The sequence below is a fragment of the Thioclava sp. DLFJ4-1 genome, from assembly GCF_002020145.1.
Lineage (GTDB): Bacteria > Pseudomonadota > Alphaproteobacteria > Rhodobacterales > Rhodobacteraceae > Thioclava > Thioclava sediminum.
Map to the genome: position 1 here is coordinate 196,772 of NZ_MPZT01000006.1, position 22,407 is coordinate 219,178.

Sequence of the window (22,407 nt, forward strand, 5' to 3'; positions counted from 1 at the left end):
TATATCGGGAGAGGAAAGAGAGACTCATGTTCGATCCCTTCTCCCCCGCCGAAGGCGCCCCGCCGCGCCAGCTTGGCGCTTTCTTCCGCTGGTGCCTCAAGGGCAGCTGGGGCGCGATTGCCGTGGCCAGCTTTGGCACGACTATCGCCGGCGTGATGGAGGTCGTCTCGGCCTGGCTTCTGGGTCAGGTGATCGACGCGGCGCTGAACAGCGACCGCGCTGCGGTGATCGGGGCCAATGTCGGGCTTCTCGTTCTGTTCGTCGCGTTCTTCCTGCTGATCCGTCCCCTGACCTTCGGCATCAGCTCCGCCACCAACAACCTGCTGATCAGCCCCAACGTGATGCCCTTGGTGCTCTCGCGGCTGCACCGCTGGACGATGGGCCAATCGGTCACCTTCTTCGACAACGACTTCGCCGGGCGCATCGCGCAAAAGCAGATGCAGACCGCGCGCGCCGTCACCGATACCGTCACCGAGATCATCAATACCGGGCTCTTCGCACTGGCCTCGATCGTCGGCTCGCTGATCGTTCTGGCCCAGATCGACCGTTGGGGAGCGGTGGGTCTCGTGTTCTGGACCTTCGGGCTTTACCTGATCATCCGCCTTTTCCTGCCCCATATCCGCGGACGCTCGCGCGAGCGAGCTTCGGCGCGGGCGATGGTGACGGGGCAGGTCGTCGACACGGTCACCAACATCAAGACGGTGAAACTGTTTGCCCATGCCGAGCACGAGGATCGCGCGGCGCTGGAGGCGATGCAGAAGTTCCGCCAGAAGACCTATTCCTTCGGCATGGTCCAAAGCCTCTATCGGGTGGTGCAGATGGCCTATGCCGGTCTCGTTCCGGTGATGCTTGTGGGCGGCGCGATCTGGCTCTGGTCGCAGGGCGAGGCGACTGCGGGGGCCATCGCCACCTCGGGCGCCATCGCGATCCGGCTGTCGCAGATGTCGGGCTGGGTCAGTCAGGCGCTGATGTCCGTCTGGACCCATATCGGTGAGGCCGAGGACGGGATGCGGACGCTTGCGCATATGCACGACCTGACCGATGCGCCCGACGCACGCACGCTGCGCCACGTGGAAGGTGAGATCCAGTTCGACAATGTCGATTTCGCCTATGGGCGCCGCAGCGGTGGCATCGCGGATATTAATCTGACCATCGCGGATGGCGAGCGGATCGGGATCGTCGGGGCCTCGGGCGCGGGGAAATCGACGCTCGTGGCGCTGCTGCTGAGGCTCTATGATCCCGAAAAAGGGTCTATTCTGATCGACGGGCAGAACATTCGTGAGGTCACGCAGGAGAGCCTGCGCCGCAATATCGCGATGGTCACGCAGGAGACAGCGATGTTCAATCGCTCGGCACGGGAGAACATCCTCTACGGCAAACCCGACGCGACCGAGGAGGAGATGATCGCCGCCGCGCAACAGGCCGAAGCGGACCACTTCATTCGCGGCCTCGCCGATCACGAGGGCAATCGCGGCTATGACGCCAAGCTGGGCGAGCGTGGGGTGAAGCTGTCCGGCGGCCAGCGCCAGCGGATCGCCCTTGCCCGCGCCTTCCTGAAGAACGCGCCGATCCTCGTGCTGGACGAGGCGACCTCGGCGCTCGATTCCGAGGTGGAGGCTCAGATTCAAAGCGCGCTGCACCGGGTGATGGCAGGCAAGACCGTGCTGGCGATCGCCCACCGCCTCAGCACCATCGCCGAGATGGACCGGATCGTGGTGCTGGAGGAAGGCCGGATCGTCGAGCAGGGCAGCCATGACGAGCTGCTGGCGATGAACGGGCTCTACGCACGCTACTGGGCACGTCAGTCCGGCGGCTTCTTGACCTGCGACGACGCGGAGGATGCGGCGGAATAGGGTCTTTTCTGACCCGCGCCGCGCAGCTAGAGAAGGCGCATGACCTACGAAATCGAGCGACTGTCCCTGCATGCCGACGGCGTGACCCATGGCCCCGAGGGGACCGTGCATGTCGCAATGGCGCTTCCCGGTGAAGTGGTCGAGGGCGAGGTGATCGACGGCCGCATCGCGCAGCCCAAGATCGTGACGCCCTCGCACGACCGCGTCAAAGCGCCCTGCCCGCATTACCGTTCCTGCGGGGCCTGTTCGATGCAGCACGCATCCGAGGCGTTCACCGCCGAGTGGAAGATGGACGTGGTGCGTCAGGCGCTGGCCGCGCGCAACCTGCCCGTGCCGGAGATGAGCATCGCGACCTCGCCGCTCAATTCCCGCAGGCGGGCGACGCTTTCGGGACGGCGCACGAAGAAGGGCACCTTGGTCGGGTTTCACGCCCGCGCCTCGGACACGGTCGTCGAGATTCCGAACTGCCTGATCCTGCGGCCCGAGCTGCTGGCCGCGATCCCGATGCTGCATGAGGCCACCTCGATTGCAGGCTCGCGCAAAGGCGAAATCGCCTTCACCCTGACGCTGTCGGAGGCCGGGCTGGAGCTGGCCACACAGGGCGGAAAAGACCCTGATACGGCCCAATTCGAGGCTTTGTCGGCTCTGGCGCGCAGCCACGATCTCGCCCGGCTCAGCTGGAACGGGCAGGTCATCGCGGGCCGCCGCCCGGCGATCCAGCAATTCGGAAAAGCGAAAGTCGTGCCGCCGCCGGGCGCGTTTCTGCAAGCGACCCATCATGGCGAAGCGGTGCTGACCGCCTTCGCCAAAGCGGCGATTGGCAATGCGAAAAAGGTGGCCGATCTCTTCGCAGGCTGCGGCACCTTCTCGCTGCCGCTGGCCGAGCTGGCCGAGGTGCATGCGGTCGAAGGGGTCGCGGCGATGACCGAGGCGCTCGATCAGGGCTGGCGTCAGTCGCAGGGCCTGCACCGGGTCTCCACCGAGGCGCGCGACCTGTTCCGCCGTCCGCTTCTGCCCGACGAGCTGGCGAAGTTCGACGCGGTGGTGATCGACCCGCCGCGGGCTGGCGCGCAGGCGCAGATCGCCGAGATCGCGGCATCAAAACTCAAGCGGCTGGTCCATGTCTCCTGCAACCCGGTCACCTTCGCGCGCGACGCAGAGACGCTGATTGCAGCGGGCTTCACGCTCGACAAGCTTCTGGTGGTGGATCAGTTCCGGTTTTCCGCTCATGTGGAGCTTGCGGCCCTTTTCACCCGCTAGATGCGACGGCGAAAATCGGGTAGAAAGACTGCAAAACAGCAGTCTCCGAATACAGGCCGAACATGAACCGTCGAACCCTCCTCTTGGGCGGATGCGCCCTCGCAACGCTCGCCGCCTGCGGCGATTCCACCAAATTCAAATCCTATAACGGCCCTGCCGTGACTCAGATCCAGCTCTTCAAGTCGCAGCGGATGATGTATCTGCTGCATGGCGACGAGGTGCTGGAGAAGTACAAGGTGGGCCTTGGCGGCGATCCGGTCGGGCCGAAGCGGTTCGAGGGCGACGGCAAGACCCCGGAAGGGCTCTATTACATCAATCGGCGCAATCCGAACTCGGCCTATTACCTGTCGATCGGTATCAGCTACCCGAATCCGCAGCAGGTGGCCTTCGCGGAATCGCAGGGAAAAAAAGCGGGCGGCGACATCTTCATCCATGGCCGCGACGGCAAAAACAAAGGCAAGGGTCGCGACTGGACCGCGGGCTGCATCGCGGTGAAGGACAAGGAAATCAGCGACATCTACGCGATGGTCCGCGACGGCACGCCGATCTTCATCTTCCCCTGATCGCAGCATCCCCCGGAAATGACAAAGGGCCCCGCGTGGGGCCCTTTTTGATTGCGGCGGGTCTTCGGCTCAGTTGCCGGTGACCATCGTCCACCAGATCTTGCCGGACGGCTCCTGATACCAAGAGAAGCCCATCTGCGTCGCTGCCGGGTTCAGGATCACGTCGCGCGTATCGGCGACCTTCATCCAGGCCGAGAGGGTCTCCATCTCGGTCTCGTAGGTCTCGGAGATATTCTCGCCCAGCACCTGCCCCGGATAGCCGGCGCGCTGCGCCCGGCTCAGCGGCGAGGAGCCGTCGGAGCCCCAGTGCCACGGGCGGTTCTGCACGGCCATGTCCTTGGAATGCGCGAGCGCCGCCGTGGTCAGCGCGTCGTTCAGCACCAGCGGCGCAGCACCGCGCGCCGAACGCAGGCTGTTCACCGATTCCAGCACGCGCTGCGGGATCACCGAGCGATCGCTCGCAGTGATGTTGTAGACTTTCGGCAGCGGCAGGCCATCGGGCCCGAGTTTGGGCTGCGTGTCGGTCGGCTGGCAAGCCGCCAGAGCCACAATCGCGGAGACCGCAAATACAGAAGCGCGCAACATCTTTGGTCCGTCCCTCGTTAAAACGTCAATCTGCATTACACGCTTGTCCCCAGCCGCGCAAACCCCTCTGTCGCTTTGCGGGCACATCCCCGCCAGTTTGATTTGCCGCCGCCGCGCGATCACATTATATTTATCGCAATTGACCCCGTCGCGAACCCGGAGCCTGAGATGTCCCATACGCGCAAGCCCTTCGACCGCCGCGCCTTCCTCGGCGCCGCCGCCTGCCTTGGTGCGGGGCTCGCGCTGCCCGCCCGGGCGCAAACGCCCGATTACGGTCAGGAGCAGTTCGAAACGAACGCCTATACGAACCAGCGCCGCAATATCTCAAGCTTCCAGAACCGCGACTGGCAGCCCTATTTCTCGAACCTCCGCGGTGGGGCGATCCTTGTGGATACCCATTCGCGGGCTTTGCATTACTGGTCGGCGGATCAGTCGATCTACCGCCTCTATCCGACCTCGGTGCCGGTGTCGGAAGAATTGACGCGGCGCGGCCGGACCTCGGTGATCCGCAAGGTCGAAGGGCCGAGCTGGGCGCCGACGCCCTCGATGAAGAAGCGCAATCCGGAATGGCCCGATTACGTCCCGCCGGGCCCCGATAACCCGCTGGGCACCCATGCGCTGTATCTGTCGTGGCGCTATTACCGGATCCACGGCACGCATGACACGCGCAAGATCGGTCGCAAAAGCTCGAACGGCTGCATTGGTCTTTACAACGAACATATCCAGGAGCTGTTCGGCTTCGCGAAGATCGGCACGCAGGTGCTGCTGATCTGAGCCACGCCACCCATCGGACAAAGTAAAACCCCCGGGACTACGCAGTCCCGGGGGTTTTCAATTCATTGGATAGGGGTCAGTGGTTACCACCTTTGCCCCCGCCCTGGCCGTGTTCGTGGTCCGAGCCGCCGCCAGTGCCGCCGCTCGAACCCGAACCGCCCGCCAAGCCGTCGAGCTTGCCGTGGGCGCTTCGCACCATGACGCCGAGCATCTCGTCTTCGCCGGGCGTATCGATGGATTTCACGAGGTTATCCTCGTGCTCTTGGTTGTAAATCACGTCATCCTCGGTCGCCCACGGATTTGCGTGCCCGGCCCAGGAAGCGCCAGCATAGAGAGCCGCCAAGGCGACCAGTCCCATAGTCTTGAGCATTCTCTTTCCTTTCTGCTCTGAACGGCCCGGTCGTTGCCGGTCCGCAGGGTACGCCTTCACGGCGATCCCTTGCCCCCGCGTCAGAACTTATAAGAAAAGACACCCACGAATCTGTGAGGCAGGACGTCGCAGATCGCGACAGTTTTATCAGTCGATCCAACCGGCGAGGTTTTCTCCGACCACCTCCATCAGCGCCTTGATGTGCAGATCGTCGTCGTTGAGGCACGGAACGTAGGTGAATTTCTCACCGCCCGCGTGCTCGAAAGCCTCGCGGATTTCGCCGTTGATCTCTTCGAGCGTCTCGATGCAATCCGCGCTGAAGGCGGGCGAGATCACCGCGATGTTCTTCTTGCCCTGCTTCGCCAGCTCCGCGACATGCTCGACCGTGTAGGGCTTGAGCCATTCCTCGGTGCCGAAGACCGACTGGAAGGTCGTGTCGATCCCGTCCTTGTCCCAGCCGAGCCGTTCGCGCAGCAGACGCGAGGTCTTCTGGCACTGGCAATGGTAGGGGTCGCCTTCCATCAGATAGCGCTTTGGCATCCCGTGATAGGAGGCGACCAACACGTCGGGCTTCTCGTCGAGCGTGGCATAGACCCGCTCCACCGATTGCGCGAGCGCGTCGATATAGGAGGGCTTGTCGAAATATTCCGGCGCGACGCGCGCGGCGGGCTGGCGCTTTTGCTTCATCAGCGCGCGGAAGAACTGATCGTTCGCGGTGGCCGAGGTGGCGCCCGCGTATTGGGGGTAAAGCGGCAGGAACAGGATCTTCTCGCAGCCCTGTTCGACCATCCGGTCGACGACGGACTGGGTCGAGGGATTGCCGTAGCGCATGCAATAATCGACGACGACCTCCTGACCGTAGCGCGCCGAGACAGCCTCGCGCAGCTTTGCGACCTGCTGCTTGGTGATCGTCATCAGGGGGCTCTCGCCCGCCTCGTTGTTCCAGATCGTCTTGTAGTTCGCGCCCGAGGTGAAGGGCCGCTTCGACAGGATGATGAGTTGCAGCAGCGGCTGCCATTTCCATGCCGGGTAATCGATCACGCGCCGGTCCGAGAGAAACTCGTTCAGATAGCGACGCATCGACCAGTAATCGGTGTTGTCCGGGGTTCCGAGATTGGCGACGAGCAGACCGATCTTCGCTTCCTTGACGGGCGGGTGATCGGCGGGGGCATGGGCAAGGCGCGTATTTGCGGCGTTGGTCATCGTGTCACTGTCCTGTCGTCATTTATCGCGGAACTTCCACCCGACTTAACGGGTTTCCCGATCTGTGCCAATGCGGCCTATTCAACCGGGACAGGATCACTTACGGTCTTCACATGGCAATGGATGACATGACCGGGAAAAAACCGGCCCCGCCCGCTCTCGACCCGTCGCGAGACGCGTTGTTCCTAGATTTCGACGGATGTCTGGTGGACATAGCGCCCCGCCCGGATGCGGTGATCGTGCCGCAAAATCTGCCGCGTTTGCTCGAACAACTCTCGGAGGCGCTCAACGGGGCGCTTGCGGTTGTCTCGGGGCGATCCCTGCACGAGCTGGAACGTTTCCTCGACGGGTTCGACGGGCTGATGGTTGGCTCCCACGGCTCGGAAGCGCGCGGAATGGAACCGCCGATGGCCGAGACCCCACAACATCTGGGCGCGGTCAAAGAGGATCTGGCCGGGTTCGCGCAGGACCACGATCTCATTTTTGAAGACAAGAGCCACGGCGCCGCGATCCACTTCCGCTCCAACCCCGCCAAGCAAGGCAAAGTGGAAGCCTTCACCGAAGAGCTGACCGCGCGCTATGACGGTTTCACGATCCAGCCCGCGAAGATGGCGGTCGAAATCCGTCCCGAGGGGTTCTCGAAGGATGGCGCTCTGGCGATCCTGTCCGACCTCGTGCAGTTCGGCGGGCGCAATCCTGTCTATGCGGGCGACGACACGACCGACGAGCCCGCGCTGGCCTGGGCAGAGGCGCATGGCGGTTTCGGCATCAAGGTCGGTGACGGAGAGAGCGTCGCGCGCTATCACCTTGACGAACCGATGGATGTGCGCGCCTGGCTCGCCGCTGCCGTGGCACGCTGAATGAGGAACGTCGAATGGGCCGCCTGATCTGCATCTCGAACCGTATTCCCACCGGGGCCAATCCCTCCGGCGGGCTGGTCGTGGCGCTTGGCGATGTGCTGGAGGAAACCGGCGGCATCTGGATCGGCACCTCGGGCGAGATTGCCGACACGCCTGCCGCAGAGTTGCGCGAGATCGAGGGCGGGCCGTTCAAGCGCTACTGCTTCGATCTGACCGAGGAAGAGCAGGACAACTATTACGCGGGATATTCGAATTCGGTGCTCTGGCCGCTGTTCCACGGTCGCGCCGATCTGATGGATATCCATCAGGAATATCTGGGCGTCTACAAGCAGGTGAACCGACGGATCGCGAAACTCGTGGCACCGTTCCTCAAGCCCAATGACCGGATCTGGGTGCAGGATTACCATCTGCTACCGCTGGCCTACGAGCTGCGCCTGATGGGCGTGACCAATCCGATCGGCTTCTTCCTGCACACGCCCTTCCCCGGCCCGACCGCGATGCAGGCCCTGCCCAACGGGCGCGAGGTCTGCCAGTGGATCGCGAATTACGACCTCGTGGGCCTTCAGGCAGAGCGCGACGTGCGCGCCTGTCTCCACTCGATGATCGAGATCGCCGACGCCTCCAATCTCGGCGCGGGCTATGTGCATCTCTCGCCCCGTCAATGCCGGATCGCCGCGTTCCCGATTTCGATCGATGCGCGAGAGTTTCAGGAACTGGCGGAGACCGAGTTCGATAAACTGCCCGCCGGGATCGTGAAGGATCACCGCCGGCTGATGATCGGCGTCGACCGGCTGGATTATTCCAAAGGTGTGCCGCATCGCTTCCGCGCATTCGGCGAATTTCTCGAGCGGCACGAGGACTGGCATCGTTACGTCTCGCTCTTGCAGATCTCGCCGCCGACCCGCGAGGGCGTGCAGGCCTATGACGATATTCGCGAAGAGACCGAGCATCTCTCGGGCCGCATCAACGGCCAATTCGCCGACATCCAATGGGTCCCGATCCGCTTCATCAACCGCGCAGTGCCGCGCGAAGTGCTGGCGGGGCTTTACCGCGCCTCTCATGTGGCCCTCGTGACACCGCTGATGGACGGGATGAACCTCGTGGCGAAGGAGTTCATTGCGGCGCAGAACCCCGACGATCCCGGCGTTCTGATGCTGTCGCAATTCGCGGGCGCGGCCGAGCAGATGGATGCGGCGCTGATGGTGAACCCGCACGATCCCGAACAGGTCGCGACCTCGATGCTGACCGCGCTGATGATGTCGCGCGGCGAACGGCGGGAACGCTATCGGTCGCTGATGACGGGGCTGACCACCTATGACGTGCATTGGTGGTCGAAGTCTTTCCTCGACGCGCTAGGCTGAGCCGGGCTTGTCGCCGCTCGGGCGTTCGGTGGTGCCCAGCGCATCGGCGAGCCGCTGTGCCGCGGACCCCGGACGCAACGGTTTTTGCTGATCGGGATGCGGCTTCCAGCCGGTGAGCCAGACCATATCGAAGGTCGCGCGCACCCGGCCATCGGGCTCCTGATAGGTCTCGATATAAAGTCGCAGCGCCTCGGTCAGCACGTCACGGCGCAGGAAGCGGCGATCGCGGGCGGCAAGCGCATTGGTCTCGCCCATCGCGCGCAGGTCCGACAACAGCCGCAGCGGCGTCTCGTAGGTCACCTTGCGTGTCACGGCATCGGCCACCGGCAGCGCCAGCCCCGCCCGCTGGATCAGCGCGCCGAGATCACGAATTTCGCCCATCGGCACGATCCGCGGGCTCAAGCCTCCGGTGATCGCTGCCTCGGCCTGCGCCAGCGCGGCGCGCAGTTCGTTGAGCGTCTGGCCGCCGAACATCACGCCGATGAAAAGCCCGTCGGGTTTCAGCGCACGCGACGCCTGCACCATCTGCCCGACCGGATCATTCGCCCAATGCAGACAGAGCGCGTGGACCACCAGATCATGCGCGCCCTCCTCGAGATCGAGCACATCCGTATCAGCCACGATCTTCGCCTCGGGAAGAATTTCGCGCCACGGTTCGGGAAATGCGGCGATCAGGGCTGGCTCCGTAAAGGTTCTGTTAACCTCTAGCAGCCTTTCCTCAAGTTCAGCCGCCGCGTCCTCGTGCAAGAACAGTTCGGGGGCACGGGCGGCGCGAACTCTGTGGCGCTCGAGCGCGGCGCGGTCGGTCAGAAGGGGCGGCGTATCCATGGCAGAAACCCTTAACGAGGTTCGCAGCCGGATGCTAGCGGCGGGACGTCTGGGATTGCGCGCGCTCTTCCCCCCGCGCTGCATCGCTTGCGGCGACGCGGTCGGCACGGATTTCGGCCTTTGCGGTGCGTGCTGGTCCGAGGCCACCTTCGCGCGCGGCACGGTCTGCGACGCCTGCGGCACGCCGCTGCCCGGCGAAAGCGAGACGGCCATCCTTTGCGATGACTGCCTCACCCATCCGCGGCCCTGGGCGCGGGGACGCACGGTGATGCATTACTCGGGCACCGGGCGCGATCTTGTGCTAGCGCTGAAACATGGCGACCGGCTCGATCTGGTGCCGCCGCTGGCGGATTGGATGGCGCGGACCGTGGAGTCGCTCCTGACGCCCGACACGCTGATCGCGCCGATCCCGCTGCATCGGCTGCGGCTGCTGCGACGGCGCTACAATCAAGCGGCGGAACTGGCGCGTGCGCTGGCCCGGCGCACCGGCCACGACTACTGCGCCGATCTCTTCACCCGCGCCCGCCCGACGTCGAGCCAGAAGGGCAAAAGCCGGGAGGAGCGGCACACCAATCTCGACGGCGCGATCACCGTCACGCCGCGCCGCGCGGCGCTGCTGCACGGGCGTCCGCTCCTGATCGTCGATGACGTGATGACCTCGGGGGCCACGCTTTCCGCCGCGACGGAGGCGGCGTTGAGCGCAGGTGCAAAGCGGATCTGCACTGTGACACTGGCACGCGTTGCGAAGGCACCCTAAATCCCTATAGTCTCGCAGACCAAAGGGAATTGAGAATGAAACGCGTCGAAATCTACGTCACCAGAACCTGCCCCTTCTGCATCATGGCCAAGCGCCTGTTAGACAAGAAGGGCATCTCCTACGAGGAAACCGATGTCGGGCGCGAACCGCAACTGCGCGCCGCGATGACCCAGCGCGCCAATGGCCGCCGGACCGTCCCGCAGATCTTCATCGGCGACGAGCCGATCGGCGGCTGCGACGAGCTGCACGCGCTCGAACATTCGGGCAAGCTCGATCAGATGCTGGCGAGCTGACGCGATGAAGGCGGCGCTCGTTCAGCTTTCGGTAACGGATGATCCGGCACAGAACCTGCCGGTCACGCTCGACTTCATCCGCGATGCCGCGTCGAAAGGTGCGCAGCTGATCGCGACGCCGGAATGCACCAATCTGATCTCGTCGGACCGCGCCCATCAGAACGCGGTCCTGCATCACGAGCATCACGACCCGACGCTGGAGGCGCTTTGCAACGAGGCAGAGCGCCTCGGCGTCTATATCCTGATCGGCTCGCTCTGCCTGAAATCCGGAGACGATGCGCGCTTCGCCAATCGCTCCTTCCTGATCGGGCGCAAGGGCAATATCAAAGCCCGCTACGACAAGATCCACATGTTCGACGTGGACGTGTCCGAGTCCGAACGCTACCGCGAATCCGAAGCCTACCGCCCGGGGCGCGAGGCGGTTCTGGGCGCCACGAAATACGCCCAGCTGGGCCTGTCGGTCTGCTACGACCTGCGCTTCCCGCATCTCTACCGGGCGCTGGCACAGGCCGGGGCGCAGGTGTTGACGATCCCGGCGGCGTTCAACGACACGACCGGGGCCGCCCATTGGGAGGTTCTGGTGCGTGCCCGCGCGATCGAGAATACCTGCTTCGTGCTGGCGCCTGCGCAATGCGGCACCCATGCCGCGCATGGCGGTCGGCCGCGCCGGACTTGGGGTCATTCGCTGGCGGTGGATCCGTGGGGCAAGGTGCTGGCAGATGGCGGCACCGAACCCGGCGTGACCCTCGTCGATCTCGATCTCGATCAGGTGGACGCGGTGCGCTCGCGCCTGCGGTCCCTCTTCCATGACCGGAGCTTCGACGGACCGTGAGCACCCCGCCCGAGAACGATCCGCTCGCCGCGACGCTGTTCGCCGAGGTCTTCATGGCCGATCAGCTGGCGCGCAACGTCGTGAGCCGCGCCCTGCCGAAGGGCATGGAGATCTCGCATTTCTCGGTGCTCAACCTGCTGGCCCATATCAACGAAGAGCGCACGCCCGCCCAACTGGCCGAGGCGCTGCATGTGACCCGCGGTGCGATGACCAACACGCTCGCCAAGCTGGAATGGGCGGGACATGTGCATATCCGGCCCGACTGGGACGATGCGCGGCGCAAATGGGTATCGCTCTCGCCCTCCGGTCGGCGGGCGCGCGATGCGGCTCTGGCCTCGCTGATGCCGATCATCGGAGGGATCGTGCGCGATCTCGGCCCCGATAAGGTCCGCGCCACCCTGCCGGTGCTGCGCGAATTGCGCGCTCGCCTCGGCCAGGCCTGAATGCGGCAGGGGCGCTGCCCCTCTGGCCTGCGGCCATTCACCCCGGGATATTTCCGCCAAGCCGAAATCCGGCTCTTTGTTCTTGTTCAAATATCCCCGGGGGCGCGGTGGGGCAGGCCCCTTTTCATCGTCAGCACAAACGAAAAGACCCCGCCGTTTCGCACGGCGGGGCAAGGCGCGTGCCGAGGAGCGGCCCTCGGCACCGGCGGTAACTTCTAATTCTTGAGAGAGGGCTGAGCCTCAGTTCATCTCGGCGCGGATCTGCTGGCGCAGCAGGTCGATCGGGACCTGTTTGCCATCGCGCTTGAACGTCCAGTAGGTCCAGCCATTGCAGCTCGGCGCGCCTTCGAGATGGGCGCCGACCTGATGGATCGAACCTTTCACGTCGTCGCCGATCAGCGTGCCATCGGCGCGGACCTTGGCCTTGTGGCGACCGTTGAGCGAGTAGAGCTCTTCGCCCGGGCGCAGCATCCCGCGTTCGACCAGCTGGCCGAAGGGCACACGCGGCTCGGCGCGTTTCGAGGTGGAAACTTCCAGCGCTTCCTTGTCGAACTTGCGGATCTTGGCGAGGCGCTTCAGCGCGACTTCGCGATACGCTTCCTCGCGCTCGATGCCGATGAAATCGCGGCCGAGCATCTTCGCCACGGCGCCGGTCGTGCCGGTGCCGAAGAACGGGTCGAGGATCACGTCGCCGGGATTGGTGGTGCCGACGAGGACACGATGCAGCAGCGCCTCGGGCTTTTGGGTCGGGTGGGCTTTCTCGCCGTTCGCATCCTTCAGACGCTCGCCGCCATTGCAGATCGGGATCACCCAGTCGGAGCGCATCTGCACCCCTTCATTGAGCGATTTCAGCGCCTCGTAGTTGAAGGTGTATTTCGCGCCTTCGGATTTCGACGCCCAGATCAGCGTCTCATGCGCGTTGGTCAGGCGCTTGCCGCGGAAGTTCGGCATCGGGTTCGACTTGCGCCACACGACGTCGTTGAGAATCCAGAAGCCCTGATTCTGCAGCTCTGCGCCCATGCGGAACACGTTGTGATAGGAGCCGATCACCCACATCGCGCCATTCGGCTTGAGGATGCGGCGTGCGGCCTTCAGCCAGTCTCGGGTGAAATTGTCGTAATGCGCGAAGGAGCCGAACTGGTCCCAGGCGTCATCGACCGCGTCGACCTTGGAATTATCTGGGCGGTGCAGATCACCGCGCAACTGTAGATTGTAGGGCGGATCGGCGAAGATCAGGTCCACACTGTCCTCGGGCAGCGAGTTCATCATCTCGATGCAATCGCCATCCAGAATTTCGTTCAGGGGCAGTGCATTGCGCACCACCGGAGTCTTGGTCTTTGCCATTTTTAGCCTCTTAACTGCCCGCCTCAGGGCCCAATATCTGGGAGCCGGCTTTGTGCCGATCTATGGCTATAAAAATGAGTCAAAGGCGATTCATCGTCAATTTCTTTTTTGAATCAAGGGGTTATATAATTAGCTTGGCACAAGATATTGTGGACCGGCTTGAAGCTTCGTCTATGAACGGGGGTGACCCCTAAATCTAGAAGCGCCTGCAGATGGTCCTTGGTCGGGTAGCCCGCATTCCGCTCCCAGCCATAGCCCGGATACTGTTGCGCCAAATCCACCATGAGCAAATCGCGGGCCTCTTTCGCGAGGATCGAGGCCGCCGCGATCGACAAAGAGCGGGCATCGCCCTTCACGATCGGTTCGCTGGACAACTTCAGGTCGCGCGGCACGCGGTTGCCGTCGACGAGGACATGATCGGCGGTGCGGGCCAGCCCTTCGACCGCGCGGCACATCGCGAGATGCGAGGCGTGGTAGATATTGAGTTCGTCGATCTCCTCGACGCTGGCATGGGCCACGCAGAACTCGGCGCAGTCCATGATCTGCGCGGCCAGATCGGCGCGGCGCTTTGCGGTGAGCTTCTTCGAGTCGTTGAGCCCTTCGGGAATGCGGGCGGGATCGAGAATGACCGCCGCTGCCGTCACCGGACCGCAAAGCGGGCCGCGGCCCACCTCGTCCACGCCTGCAACGATTGTCAGGCCGCGCGCGAAGGCGGCTTCTTCGAAAGAGAAATCGGGGTTCTGTGCCATGAGTTCGGAATGCCCCGGAACGGCAGGTCTGTTCAATGAAAAAGCGGGGACCCGAAGGCCCCCGCGCTGCTCGACGACGCTCTTATGGCGTCTGCCGCATGGCTTAACGCCGGCTGAGACGGATCCCGCGATCCTCGAGGCAGTTGCTGCCATAGACTTTCTCGACGCCGTGACGGCCGGTCTTCATCGTGAAGGCGCAATTGGCGGGCAGGCGGCGCTCGGTGCGGCGATCGAGGCAGGAGGCGGAGACCACCTCGCCCCAGCCCCGGCCGGTCTTCACACGCTGCACGCATTGCGCGGGCAGACGGATGCGGTCGCGATCATGGCTATAGCGACGGTGGTCGCGGTCGTAACGCTCCTGCGCGCGCTGGCGGCGGGCTTCGGCTTCGCGGCGCTCGCGCTCGCGGCGTTCGCGCTCGAGACGGCGCTGGCGGTCCTGCCAGCTCTCGTAGCGCGGCTGCGCCTTCTTCGCCTTGTGATCCTTTTTGTTCATCCCGTCGAGGAGCAGCGCGGCAGCACCGACCCCAAGCAGGATGCTCAGCGCCTGACGGTCCTTCTTGCCCAGCGCGGCGGCGGGCGTAGCACTGATCGCGACGGAGCCCAGCGCGAGGGCGAGGGCGGTGATGGCGGCGGTGGCCTTGGTCTTGAGGCTCATGGCTTCGGTCCTTTCACTCGGCAGCCCGGAAGGCCGCATGACGTCGATGAACCGAGATTGGGCCGAGGGGCGAAAGTCAGGCAATAACGGCCCCCTGCTATCGGATAACAGGCGGGCCAACCCCCTTTGGCTATTGAATAACACGGGCGTTGAGCGCAGCGTGTTCCACATGAAACACGTAGTCCTTATATTGGCGTTTCTCGCCTCTGCCTCGGCCGCGCAGGCCGAGTGCTATGCCGATTACAAGGCCAAGCGCGACAACCCGTTGCAGCTGCAATACGGGGTAGCGCAGGTCTCGGACTCGGCCTGTTCGAAAAAGGCGGCGGCGCGCGAATTGGCGCCGAAGCTGAAAGCCGATGGGTGGACCTTGCTGACGGTTCTCTCCACATTCGGCGCGGAAGGCTTGGAGCAAAGGAAGGCCAGTGCCGGACAATATTTCCTCCGTTACTGATAGTTTACGACTCGGCTCGCGCGCAGTCGTGGGCGGGATCGTGGCCGTGGTCGCGATTCTCGCCGTGGCCGCGGTGCTGCTGTTCGCGAATCTGCCGAACGCGGATGCGTTCAACGCGCGGGTCGAGCAGATCTTCGTGCAGAACGACAATCTGACCTCACAAGCCGAGATCAAGCTGCTGGAGGTGCTGGCGCAGTCGGGCACCGCGTTCTCGGACGTGCTGGCGAATTACCGGGTGATCATCTTCATTCTGCTGATCTTCGCCGCCGCGCTTCTGATCGCGACGATCGTCTTCCTTCTGCTGCTGATCGCGCTGAACAAACGGATGACCGAGATTCGCCGCGCCGGGATCGAGGTGCAGTCCTTACGCATCCTGCGGGGCGAAAACGCGGTGATGCTCAACGATATGGGCTTCACCCTGACCCCGGCGGCGATCGAGACGCTGTCTGTTCTGGCCGAGGCGCGGATGGATGACGACATCCTCACCGGCGTGCAGATCGAGGCGATGATCTCGGGCCGGGACGAGGCCGATTGCGACGAGGCCGCGGGCGCCACGCGGATCAAACGCCTGCGCGACAGCCTCGGAAATCAGCTCGTCAGCGAGCTTCTCGTGCGCAACATTTCCCGCAAAGGCTATGCACTTAGCGTGGCCAAGGATGCGATCCGAGTCGACTGATCCGGTTGCGCCACTGTCACATGCGCCCTATATCGCAGGGTCTGTTGACCCGAGGGAGAGCCATGTCCGACACGCCCTTCTACCTGATCGACGAGGCGCGCCTGCGCGAGAACATGCGCAAGATCGAGCGTCTGCGCGAACGCTCCGGCGCGAAAGCCCTGCTGGCGCTGAAATGTTTCGCGACCTGGTCGGCCTTCGACATCATGAAGCCCTACATGGATGGCACGACCTCAAGCTCGCTGTTCGAGCTGCATCTGGGGCGTGAGAAATTCGGGAAGGAAACCCATGCCTATTCGGTCGCCTGGGCGGATCACGAGATCGACGAGGCCATCGGGTACGCCGACAAGATCATCTTCAACTCTCTGAGCCAGCTGGATCGCTTTGGCGACAAGGCCGCGCATATCGAACGTGGCCTGCGTCTGAACCCGCGGTTTTCGACCTCCGGTTTCGATCTGGCCGACCCGGCACGGCCCTTCTCGCGTCTGGGCGAATGGGATGCGGAGCGGCTGGAAGCGGCGATGGACCGCATCTCGGGCGTGATGATCCACTACAATTGCGAGAACGCGGATTTCGCGCTGTTCGATCATCAGCTTTCCCGCATCGAAGCCGAGTTCGGCGACATCCTGAAACGTCTGAAATGGGTCAGCCTCGGCGGCGGCATCCATTTCACCGGCGACGATTATCCGCTCGACGCTCTGGCGGACCGGCTGAAGAAATTCTCCGAGGATTTCGACGTGCAGGTCTATCTCGAGCCCGGCGAGGCCTCGATCACGCAGACCGCCTCGCTCGAAGTGACGGTTCTCGACATTCTCGATAACGGCAAGAAGATCGCCATCGTCGATAGCAGCATCGAGGCGCATATGCTCGACCTGCTGATCTATCGCGAGACCGCCAAGCTGCCGCAGCATGGCGAGTTTGAATACCAGATCGCGGGCAAGACCTGCCTCGCGGGCGACATCTTCGGCGAGGCGCGGTTCGACAAACCGCTCGAAATCGGCGACCGTATCTCGATTGCCGATGCCGCCGGTTACACGATGGTCAAGAAGAACTGGTTCAACGGCGTGGCGATGCCCGCCATCGCCATCCGCCGCGAAAATGGGAACATCGACCGGATTCGCGACTTCACCTATGAGGATTATCGCGCCTCATTGTCCTGAGGGCCCACAAGAGCCCCCTTCCCCTGTCCGCAGAAAAAGGAGACAGCCGAAGTGAAAAAGAACGTGCTCATCATCGGAGCGGGCGGCGTCGCCCAGGTCGTGGCGCATAAATGCGCGCAGAATAACGACATCCTTGGCGACCTGCATATCGCCTCGCGCACCAAATCGAAATGCGACGCGATCATCGAGAGCGTGCATGAAAAGGGCGCGATGAAGGTGGACGGCACGTTCGAGGCGCATGAGGTGGATGCGACCGATTCCGAGGCCGTCGCAGCGCTGATCCGCGAGACCGGCGCGCAGATCGTGATCAACGTCGGCACCGCTTTCGTGAATATGCACGTGCTCGACGGCTGCATCGCGACGGGCGCCGCCTATATCGACACCGCGATCCACGAGGAGCCCGACAAGATCTGCGAAACCCCGCCGTGGTATGCCAATTACGAGTGGAAGAAGCGCGACCTGTGCACCGAGCATGGCGTGACCGCGATCCTCGGCGCGGGCTTCGATCCGGGCGTGGTGAATGCCTATGCGCGTTTCGCGATCGACCAGATGGACGAGGTGAAGTCGATCGACATCGTCGACATCAACGCAGGCTCGCACGGCAAGTATTTCGCGACCAATTTCGATCCCGAGATCAACTTCCGCGAATTCACCGGCGTCGTCTATTACTGGGAAGACCAGCAGTGGAAAGAGACGAGCATGTTCGCCTCGGGCCACAAATGGGATCTGCCCGTCGTCGGCCCGTCCCAGGCCTATCAGTCGGGCCATGACGAGGTGCATTCGCTGGCGACCAACTATCCGCAGGCCGATGTGCGCTTCTGGATGGGCTTCGGCGATCACTATATCAACGTCTTTACCGTGCTGAAGAACCTCGGCCTGCTGTCCGAACAGCCGGTGAAAACCGCGGAAGGTCTGGAAGTAGTGCCGCTGAAAGTGGTGAAGGCCGTGCTGCCCGACCCGTCGAGCCTCGCGCCCGATTACACCGGCAAGACCTGCATCGGCGATCTGGTGAAAGGCACCAAGGACGGCAAGGACGTGGAATATTTCGTCTATAACGTCGCCGATCACAAAGAGGCCTATGAGGAAGTCGGCTCGCAGGGCATCTCCTACACGGCGGGCGTGCCGCCGGTCGCCGCCGCGATCCTGATCGCCCAAGGCGACTGGGATGCGAAGACGATGAAAAACGTCGAAGAGATGGACCCCAAGCCCTTCTTCACCGAACTCGACCGCATCGGCCTCCCGACCCGCGTGATGGTCGGCGGCCTCAAGGGCGAGGACAAGGCCTGGACCGAGCTTTAAGCGGTCGCACCAGAAACACGAAAGGCCCGCATCGCGCGGGCCTTTTTCATGTCTGATTGGCGATCCCGGCAGGATTCGAACCTGCAACCTGCCCCTTAGGAGGGGGCTGCTCTATCCAGTTGAGCCACGGGACCGCACTGCGCCTTTGATGCCGCCAAAGAGCCTATGGTGCAAGTCCATCGCTGCGCTGCAACAGAAAACCCCGCGCATATTCCTATGCATGCGGATCTTGCAGAAGTTTCAGGATTCCGGGGGAAAGGAAAGAAAAGGGAGCGCAAATTGGCCCACTGCGCCCCCTTTCGCATCCCTCGCCGTGACGAATCCGACACCGGCGCGGGTCGTTCCAGGTATCGGGCGGAGATTATCCGACCCTACAACCGTTAACGCTAACATACTTGGCATCATTCGCTTGCGCAAGGGAAATGTTTGGCGCTAACAAGAGGAGAACCTTGAGGAACCGCCCTTGTCTCGCCCTATCGAAACCCGCCGTCCTTTGACCCTGCGCGATGTCTCCGAAGCCTCCGGCGTCTCGGAGATGACCGTCAGTCGCGTGCTGCGCAATCGCGGCGATGTCTCTGATGCGACACGCGAAAAGGTCCTGCAGGCCGCGAAAGCGCTTGGCTATGTGCCCAACAAGATCGCGGGCGCGCTCGCCTCTCAGCGGGTGAACCTCGTGGCCGTGATCATCCCGTCGCTGTCGAACCTCGTCTTTCCGAAAGTGCTGTCGAGCGTGTCCGACGAGCTCGAGGATACCGGGCTGCAGCCGGTCGTCGGCGTGACGAATTACTCGCCCGAGAAGGAAGAGCAGGTTCTCTATGAGATGCTCTCGTGGCGCCCCTCGGGGGTGATCATCGCGGGGGTCGAACACACGCCCGCCTCGCGCGCGATGCTGCAGAATGCGGGCATTCCGGTGGTCGAGATCATGGATGTCGATGGCGAGGGGATCGACTCGGTCGTGGGGATTTCGCATCGCCGCGCCGGGCTGCATATGGCCGAGGCGATCGTCGCCGCAGGCTATCGCAAGATCGGGTTCCTCGGCACGAAAATGCCCGAGGATCACCGGGCGCGCAAACGGCTCGAAGGGTTCAAGGAAGGGCTCGCCAAGGCGGGGATCGAACTGGCGGACACCGAGTTCTACGCGGGCGGTTCTGCGCTCGCGAAAGGGCGCGAGATGACGGAGACGATGCTCAAGCGCTCGCCCGATCTCGATTTCCTCTATTACTCCAACGACATGATCGGCGCGGGCGGTCTGCTCTGGTGCCTCGATAACGGCATCGACGTGCCGAACAAGATGGGTCTGGCCGGGTTCAACGGGCTGGAACTGCTCGACGGGCTGTCGGTGCGACTCGCCACGATGAATGCCTGCCGCGCTGAAATCGGCCGCAAGGCGGCGCAGATCATTTCGGGGCGCTCGCGAAGCGGGATGATCGGCGGCGAAGTGATCGAGCTGGAGCCGACCCTCGATCCGGGCGACACGATCCGCAAACGCTGATCCCAAGGCGGCGGCGCAAGCACAGCCTGCCTTTTAGCGCCGCGCACCCCAGCTAAGCGACGCGTATTGCCGCGTGTAGAACTCGCCCAGAAGGCCGATCATCAGGATCGCGAGCCCGACATAGAGCGGGTATTCCCAGTTCGAGAAATGCGGATTGTAGTTGATGAAGGTGTAGCCCCGCGCCTGATCGATCGTGTGAAACAGCGGGTTCCAGTTGAACAGGATCAGCATCTTGTGCGGCAGATTGTTGGCGAGGAACATCTTGCCCGAGGCGATCATGTTGGCGCGGGTATAGACCTGCTGGATCACGCTCACCACTTCGGGCGCCCAAGGCTTCGCCGCAAGCAGCACGACCCCGACCGCAAGCCCCGTGAACCAAGCCAGCAGCACCATCGCGAACGCGCCGACCCAGTCGTAAATCTCGATCGGTTTGAAGGCCGCGTGGTAGATGTAGAGCACCGTCACCATCGACAGCACCTGAATATAAAGCGCGCTCAGCGCCGCCGACGCGATCGAGATCGCCGTGGTCATCGGCGCGTGTTTCATCATCGCCGAAGTGGGCCCTTCCGACCCGAAGACCGCGCCGAGGGTCTTGGTGTGGGTCATATAGAGGAAGATACCCGTCATGATGTAGAGCAGGAAATCGCCCCGCACCGAGCTCGACCGCATCCCGAGCACGCTGAACATGATGTAGAAAGAGATGACCAGCAGCATCGTCTGAAACATGTTCAGCAGCAGACCGATCAACGCATTCCCGTGGTTCTTGCGCAGATTGCGCACGGTGGCGTGATAGATCAGCTCCAGCAGGCTGAAGGTCGTGCCGAGCTTGGTCGATTTCGTCTCTGGTCTGAACATGTCCCTGCCGATTCGGGCGTCGTTGCGGCCCAAGCTAGGTCGGATTGCTTGCTCAACCCTTATCGCCGCATCATAAGGGGGGAGTTGGAGCATAGCAATTGGGCCTTAACAAGGCCGGGAGAGGCGTGACGATGGATTTCGAACATCTGATGCGAGTGATGCGGCGGCTGGCGCTCGAAGCAGGCGACAAGATCATGGAGATCTACGACTCGCCCGATTTCGAGGTGAAGTCGAAGTCGGATAACTCGCCGGTGACCGAGGCCGACGAGGCCGCCGACGCGCTGATTTCCGCGGGGCTGCGCGCCGAATTCCCCGATATGCCGCTCGTCACCGAAGAGCAGGCCGCGAGCCATTCGCAGGAGGTATCGACCTTCCTGATCGTCGATCCGCTCGATGGCACGAAGGAATTCGTCAAGCGCCGCGGCGATTTCACGGTGAACATCGCCTATGTCGAGAACGGCAAGCCCGTGCGCGGCGTGGTCTACGCCCCCGCCAAGGGACGTCTGTTCTACACGCTGGCCGAGGGCCGTGCGGTCGAAGAGGACGGCCCCTTCGACAAGGAACGCCCCGGCAAGCAGCATCCGATCACCGTTTCGATGCCCGACAATCGCGGCCTGATGGTGGTCGCGTCGAAATCGCACCGCGATCAGGCGACCGACGATTACATTGGCAAATACGCAGTGAAGGACATGGCCTCGGCCGGGTCGTCGCTGAAATTCTGCCTTGTCGCGACGGGCGAGGCCGATCTCTATCCGCGCCTCGGGCGCACGATGGAATGGGATACGGCAGCCGGTGACGCGGTTCTGCGCGGCGCGGGCGGCGAAATGATCCGCTTCGACGATCACGCGCCCTTCACCTATGGCAAGCCGGGCTTCGAGAACCCGTTCTTCATCGCCTATGCCCCCGGCGTTCTCTTGGTGAAGTAATGTCGGTCCTGATCGTCATCCCGGCGCGCTACGCGTCGAGCCGCTATCCCGGCAAGCCTCTGGTCGAACTGACCGGCGCCACGGGCGAGAAAAAGACCCTGATCCAGCGCAGCTGGGAGGCCGCGACGCAGGTCGGCGGCGTCGACCGTGTCGTGGTGGCGACCGATGACGACCGTATCCGCGAGGCCTGCGAAGCCTTCGGCGCCGAGGTGGTGATGACCTCCGAGAGCTGCCGCAACGGGACCGAGCGCTGCGCCGAAGCGGCAGCGACCCTTGGCGGCGGTTTCGACATCGTCGTGAACCTTCAGGGCGACGCGCCACTGACGCCCGCCTGGTTCATCGAAGACCTCGTCGCCGGGCTGCGCGCGAATGACTGGGCCGAGCTGGCCACCCCGGTGCTGCGCTGCGAAGGCGCGACGCTCAACAGCCTGCTGGAAGATCGCCAGAACGGGCGCGTCGGCGGCACGACGGCAGTGTTCGGCGCCGGCAATCGCGGGCTCTATTTCTCGAAAGAGGTCATTCCCTTCACCTCCGAGACTTACGCGGACGAAGCCCCCACGCCGGTGTTCCACCATGTGGGCGTCTATGCCTATCGGCCGGACACGCTGGCGGCCTATGCGGGCTGGCCGATCGGGCCTCTGGAAACCCTCGAAGGTCTGGAGCAGCTGCGCTTTCTGGAGAACGGTCGCGCGGTGCTCTGCACAGAGGTCGAGTCGCGCGGACGGCAGTTCTGGGAACTCAACAATCCGTCAGATGTGGCCCGGATCGAATCCATGATGCTGCAGATGCAGCTTCCCTGAACGCACGCAATTTCTCGCCTA

At 63.4% G+C, this 22,407-nt stretch carries 25 protein-coding genes and 1 tRNA gene; 17 read left to right on the plus strand and 9 right to left on the minus strand.

What is annotated here, in order from left to right; translation table 11 throughout:
* Nucleotides 1-26: 26 nt before the first annotated feature.
* From BMI85_RS18645 to BMI85_RS18655, 3 genes are all read left to right on the plus strand, one after another.
* Complete coding sequence (locus BMI85_RS18645) at nt 27-1,853, plus strand: ABC transporter ATP-binding protein (protein WP_078602351.1); 1,827 nt, start codon at nt 27-29, stop codon at nt 1,851-1,853.
* Between the two features lie 39 nt (nt 1,854-1,892).
* Nucleotides 1,893-3,113 carry a class I SAM-dependent RNA methyltransferase gene (locus tag BMI85_RS18650; protein WP_078602352.1) on the plus strand — a complete coding sequence of 407 codons (1,221 nt, stop codon included), beginning with the start codon at nt 1,893-1,895 and terminating at the stop codon, nt 3,111-3,113.
* Nucleotides 3,114-3,175: 62 nt separating this feature from the next.
* Nucleotides 3,176-3,676, plus strand: a complete 501-nt coding sequence (locus BMI85_RS18655) for a L,D-transpeptidase family protein (RefSeq protein WP_078602353.1) — start codon at nt 3,176-3,178, stop codon at nt 3,674-3,676.
* 69 nt (nt 3,677-3,745) lie between these two features.
* Here BMI85_RS18655 and BMI85_RS18660 read toward each other — a convergent pair whose 3' ends face one another.
* Nucleotides 3,746-4,261 (minus strand): CAP domain-containing protein, encoded by a 516-nt coding sequence (locus tag BMI85_RS18660; protein WP_078522216.1) that lies wholly within the window; start codon nt 4,259-4,261, stop codon nt 3,746-3,748.
* A 168-nt stretch (nt 4,262-4,429) separates the two neighbouring features.
* On the opposite strand from BMI85_RS18660, the gene BMI85_RS18665 reads away from it, so the two are divergent.
* Nucleotides 4,430-5,035, plus strand: coding sequence for a L,D-transpeptidase (locus BMI85_RS18665; RefSeq protein ID WP_078550947.1), 606 nt, complete (start codon nt 4,430-4,432; stop codon nt 5,033-5,035).
* A gap of 76 nt (nt 5,036-5,111) precedes the next feature.
* Here BMI85_RS18665 and BMI85_RS18670 read toward each other — a convergent pair whose 3' ends face one another.
* Together BMI85_RS18670 and hemH are read right to left on the minus strand one after the other, a co-directional pair.
* Nucleotides 5,112-5,405: a hypothetical protein gene (locus BMI85_RS18670; protein ID WP_078602354.1), complete on the minus strand. Its 294-nt coding sequence runs from the start codon at nt 5,403-5,405 to the stop codon at nt 5,112-5,114.
* Nucleotides 5,406-5,552: 147 nt separating this feature from the next.
* The gene (gene hemH, locus BMI85_RS18675) at nt 5,553-6,608 is read right to left on the minus strand and encodes a ferrochelatase (RefSeq protein WP_078550949.1); all 1,056 of its coding nucleotides are present in this window, start codon (nt 6,606-6,608) and stop codon (nt 5,553-5,555) included.
* Nucleotides 6,609-6,736: 128 nt separating this feature from the next.
* Here hemH and otsB point away from each other — a divergent pair, with 128 nt between their 5' ends.
* Both otsB and BMI85_RS18685 read left to right on the plus strand, forming a co-directional pair.
* A complete protein-coding gene (otsB, locus tag BMI85_RS18680; RefSeq protein ID WP_210402379.1) occupies nt 6,737-7,468 on the plus strand; it encodes a trehalose-phosphatase in 732 nt (243 codons plus the stop codon).
* 14 nt (nt 7,469-7,482) lie between these two features.
* On the plus strand, nt 7,483-8,829 hold the full coding sequence (locus tag BMI85_RS18685; protein WP_078602355.1) for a trehalose-6-phosphate synthase: 1,347 nt from the start codon (nt 7,483-7,485) through the stop codon (nt 8,827-8,829).
* Here the strand turns inward: BMI85_RS18685 and BMI85_RS18690 are convergent.
* A complete protein-coding gene (locus tag BMI85_RS18690) occupies nt 8,821-9,657 on the minus strand; it encodes a methyltransferase domain-containing protein (protein WP_078602356.1) in 837 nt (278 codons plus the stop codon). The genes BMI85_RS18685 and BMI85_RS18690 overlap by 9 nt on opposite strands.
* Here BMI85_RS18690 and BMI85_RS18695 point away from each other — a divergent pair.
* From BMI85_RS18695 to BMI85_RS18710, 4 genes are read left to right on the plus strand one after another with little or no spacing between them, the layout of a single operon-like run.
* Entirely contained in the window at nt 9,656-10,414 is a 759-nt protein-coding gene (locus BMI85_RS18695) for a ComF family protein (protein ID WP_244176669.1), read from the plus strand. The genes BMI85_RS18690 and BMI85_RS18695 overlap by 2 nt on opposite strands.
* Nucleotides 10,415-10,449: 35 nt before the next feature.
* The gene (gene grxC, locus BMI85_RS18700) at nt 10,450-10,707 is read left to right on the plus strand and encodes a glutaredoxin 3 (RefSeq protein WP_078550954.1); all 258 of its coding nucleotides are present in this window, start codon (nt 10,450-10,452) and stop codon (nt 10,705-10,707) included.
* A 4-nt stretch (nt 10,708-10,711) separates the two neighbouring features.
* Entirely contained in the window at nt 10,712-11,539 is an 828-nt protein-coding gene (locus tag BMI85_RS18705; protein ID WP_078602358.1) for a carbon-nitrogen hydrolase family protein, read from the plus strand.
* Nucleotides 11,540-11,592: 53 nt separating this feature from the next.
* On the plus strand, nt 11,593-11,982 hold the full coding sequence (locus BMI85_RS18710) for a MarR family transcriptional regulator (protein ID WP_078541755.1): 390 nt from the start codon (nt 11,593-11,595) through the stop codon (nt 11,980-11,982).
* Nucleotides 11,983-12,222: 240 nt separating this feature from the next.
* On the opposite strand, the gene BMI85_RS18715 is transcribed toward BMI85_RS18710, so the two are convergent.
* From BMI85_RS18715 to BMI85_RS18725, 3 genes are all read right to left on the minus strand, one after another.
* A complete protein-coding gene (locus BMI85_RS18715) occupies nt 12,223-13,326 on the minus strand; it encodes a site-specific DNA-methyltransferase (RefSeq protein WP_078541571.1) in 1,104 nt (367 codons plus the stop codon).
* A 113-nt stretch (nt 13,327-13,439) separates the two neighbouring features.
* Nucleotides 13,440-14,075: a ribonuclease HII gene (locus BMI85_RS18720; RefSeq protein ID WP_078602359.1), complete on the minus strand. Its 636-nt coding sequence runs from the start codon at nt 14,073-14,075 to the stop codon at nt 13,440-13,442.
* A 103-nt stretch (nt 14,076-14,178) separates the two neighbouring features.
* Nucleotides 14,179-14,730 carry a hypothetical protein gene (locus BMI85_RS18725; protein WP_078522204.1) on the minus strand — a complete coding sequence of 184 codons (552 nt, stop codon included), beginning with the start codon at nt 14,728-14,730 and terminating at the stop codon, nt 14,179-14,181.
* Between the two features lie 169 nt (nt 14,731-14,899).
* Here BMI85_RS18725 and BMI85_RS18730 point away from each other — a divergent pair, with 169 nt between their 5' ends.
* The 4 genes from BMI85_RS18730 (at nt 14,900) to BMI85_RS18745 (ending at nt 18,313) form a co-directional block, all read left to right on the plus strand.
* Entirely contained in the window at nt 14,900-15,181 is a 282-nt protein-coding gene (locus BMI85_RS18730; RefSeq protein WP_078551126.1) for a hypothetical protein, read from the plus strand.
* Nucleotides 15,153-15,857 (plus strand): hypothetical protein, encoded by a 705-nt coding sequence (locus BMI85_RS18735; protein WP_078550958.1) that lies wholly within the window; start codon nt 15,153-15,155, stop codon nt 15,855-15,857. The genes BMI85_RS18730 and BMI85_RS18735 overlap by 29 nt, the downstream gene beginning before the upstream one ends.
* Before the next feature lie 62 nt (nt 15,858-15,919).
* Entirely contained in the window at nt 15,920-17,014 is a 1,095-nt protein-coding gene (nspC, locus tag BMI85_RS18740) for a carboxynorspermidine decarboxylase (protein ID WP_078602360.1), read from the plus strand.
* Nucleotides 17,015-17,065: 51 nt separating this feature from the next.
* Nucleotides 17,066-18,313, plus strand: a complete 1,248-nt coding sequence (locus BMI85_RS18745; protein WP_078602361.1) for a saccharopine dehydrogenase family protein — start codon at nt 17,066-17,068, stop codon at nt 18,311-18,313.
* Between the two features lie 57 nt (nt 18,314-18,370).
* Here the strand turns inward: BMI85_RS18745 and BMI85_RS18750 are convergent.
* A tRNA-Arg gene (locus BMI85_RS18750) sits at nt 18,371-18,447 on the minus strand.
* Nucleotides 18,448-18,812: 365 nt separating this feature from the next.
* On the opposite strand from BMI85_RS18750, the gene BMI85_RS18755 reads away from it, so the two are divergent.
* Nucleotides 18,813-19,805, plus strand: a complete 993-nt coding sequence (locus tag BMI85_RS18755) for a LacI family DNA-binding transcriptional regulator (protein ID WP_143595203.1) — start codon at nt 18,813-18,815, stop codon at nt 19,803-19,805.
* Nucleotides 19,806-19,838: 33 nt separating this feature from the next.
* Here the strand turns inward: BMI85_RS18755 and BMI85_RS18760 are convergent, their stop codons facing one another.
* Nucleotides 19,839-20,660, minus strand: coding sequence for an ABC transporter permease (locus BMI85_RS18760; RefSeq protein WP_078522201.1), 822 nt, complete (start codon nt 20,658-20,660; stop codon nt 19,839-19,841).
* A 131-nt stretch (nt 20,661-20,791) separates the two neighbouring features.
* Between BMI85_RS18760 and cysQ the strand changes: the two genes are divergently transcribed.
* Together cysQ and BMI85_RS18770 are read left to right on the plus strand one after the other, a co-directional pair.
* Entirely contained in the window at nt 20,792-21,586 is a 795-nt protein-coding gene (cysQ, locus tag BMI85_RS18765; RefSeq protein WP_078522200.1) for a 3'(2'),5'-bisphosphate nucleotidase CysQ, read from the plus strand.
* Nucleotides 21,586-22,386, plus strand: a complete 801-nt coding sequence (locus BMI85_RS18770; protein ID WP_078602363.1) for a manno-octulosonate cytidylyltransferase — start codon at nt 21,586-21,588, stop codon at nt 22,384-22,386. The genes cysQ and BMI85_RS18770 overlap by 1 nt, the downstream gene beginning before the upstream one ends.
* Nucleotides 22,387-22,407 lie beyond the last annotated feature (21 nt).

Bases quoted from the DNA above. Each gene is read 5' to 3' on its own strand.
- BMI85_RS18645 (WP_078602351.1), top strand. From the start codon at position 27: ATGTTCGATCCCTTCTCCCCCGCCGAAGGCGCCCCGCCGCGCCAGCTT.
- BMI85_RS18650 (WP_078602352.1), top strand. From the start codon at position 1,893: ATGACCTACGAAATCGAGCGACTGTCCCTGCATGCCGACGGCGTGACC.
- BMI85_RS18655 (WP_078602353.1), top strand. From the start codon at position 3,176: ATGAACCGTCGAACCCTCCTCTTGGGCGGATGCGCCCTCGCAACGCTC.
- BMI85_RS18660 (WP_078522216.1), bottom strand. From the start codon at position 4,261: ATGTTGCGCGCTTCTGTATTTGCGGTCTCCGCGATTGTGGCTCTGGCG.
- BMI85_RS18665 (WP_078550947.1), top strand. From the start codon at position 4,430: ATGTCCCATACGCGCAAGCCCTTCGACCGCCGCGCCTTCCTCGGCGCC.
- BMI85_RS18670 (WP_078602354.1), bottom strand. From the start codon at position 5,405: ATGCTCAAGACTATGGGACTGGTCGCCTTGGCGGCTCTCTATGCTGGC.
- hemH (WP_078550949.1), bottom strand. From the start codon at position 6,608: ATGACCAACGCCGCAAATACGCGCCTTGCCCATGCCCCCGCCGATCAC.
- otsB (WP_210402379.1), top strand. From the start codon at position 6,737: ATGACCGGGAAAAAACCGGCCCCGCCCGCTCTCGACCCGTCGCGAGAC.
- BMI85_RS18685 (WP_078602355.1), top strand. From the start codon at position 7,483: ATGGGCCGCCTGATCTGCATCTCGAACCGTATTCCCACCGGGGCCAAT.
- BMI85_RS18695 (WP_244176669.1), top strand. From the start codon at position 9,656: ATGGCAGAAACCCTTAACGAGGTTCGCAGCCGGATGCTAGCGGCGGGA.
- BMI85_RS18690 (WP_078602356.1), bottom strand. From the start codon at position 9,657: ATGGATACGCCGCCCCTTCTGACCGACCGCGCCGCGCTCGAGCGCCAC.
- grxC (WP_078550954.1), top strand. From the start codon at position 10,450: ATGAAACGCGTCGAAATCTACGTCACCAGAACCTGCCCCTTCTGCATC.
- BMI85_RS18705 (WP_078602358.1), top strand. From the start codon at position 10,712: ATGAAGGCGGCGCTCGTTCAGCTTTCGGTAACGGATGATCCGGCACAG.
- BMI85_RS18710 (WP_078541755.1), top strand. From the start codon at position 11,593: ATGGCCGATCAGCTGGCGCGCAACGTCGTGAGCCGCGCCCTGCCGAAG.
- BMI85_RS18715 (WP_078541571.1), bottom strand. From the start codon at position 13,326: ATGGCAAAGACCAAGACTCCGGTGGTGCGCAATGCACTGCCCCTGAAC.
- BMI85_RS18720 (WP_078602359.1), bottom strand. From the start codon at position 14,075: ATGGCACAGAACCCCGATTTCTCTTTCGAAGAAGCCGCCTTCGCGCGC.
- BMI85_RS18725 (WP_078522204.1), bottom strand. From the start codon at position 14,730: ATGAGCCTCAAGACCAAGGCCACCGCCGCCATCACCGCCCTCGCCCTC.
- BMI85_RS18730 (WP_078551126.1), top strand. From the start codon at position 14,900: ATGAAACACGTAGTCCTTATATTGGCGTTTCTCGCCTCTGCCTCGGCC.
- nspC (WP_078602360.1), top strand. From the start codon at position 15,920: ATGTCCGACACGCCCTTCTACCTGATCGACGAGGCGCGCCTGCGCGAG.
- BMI85_RS18760 (WP_078522201.1), bottom strand. From the start codon at position 20,660: ATGTTCAGACCAGAGACGAAATCGACCAAGCTCGGCACGACCTTCAGC.
- cysQ (WP_078522200.1), top strand. From the start codon at position 20,792: ATGGATTTCGAACATCTGATGCGAGTGATGCGGCGGCTGGCGCTCGAA.
- BMI85_RS18770 (WP_078602363.1), top strand. From the start codon at position 21,586: ATGTCGGTCCTGATCGTCATCCCGGCGCGCTACGCGTCGAGCCGCTAT.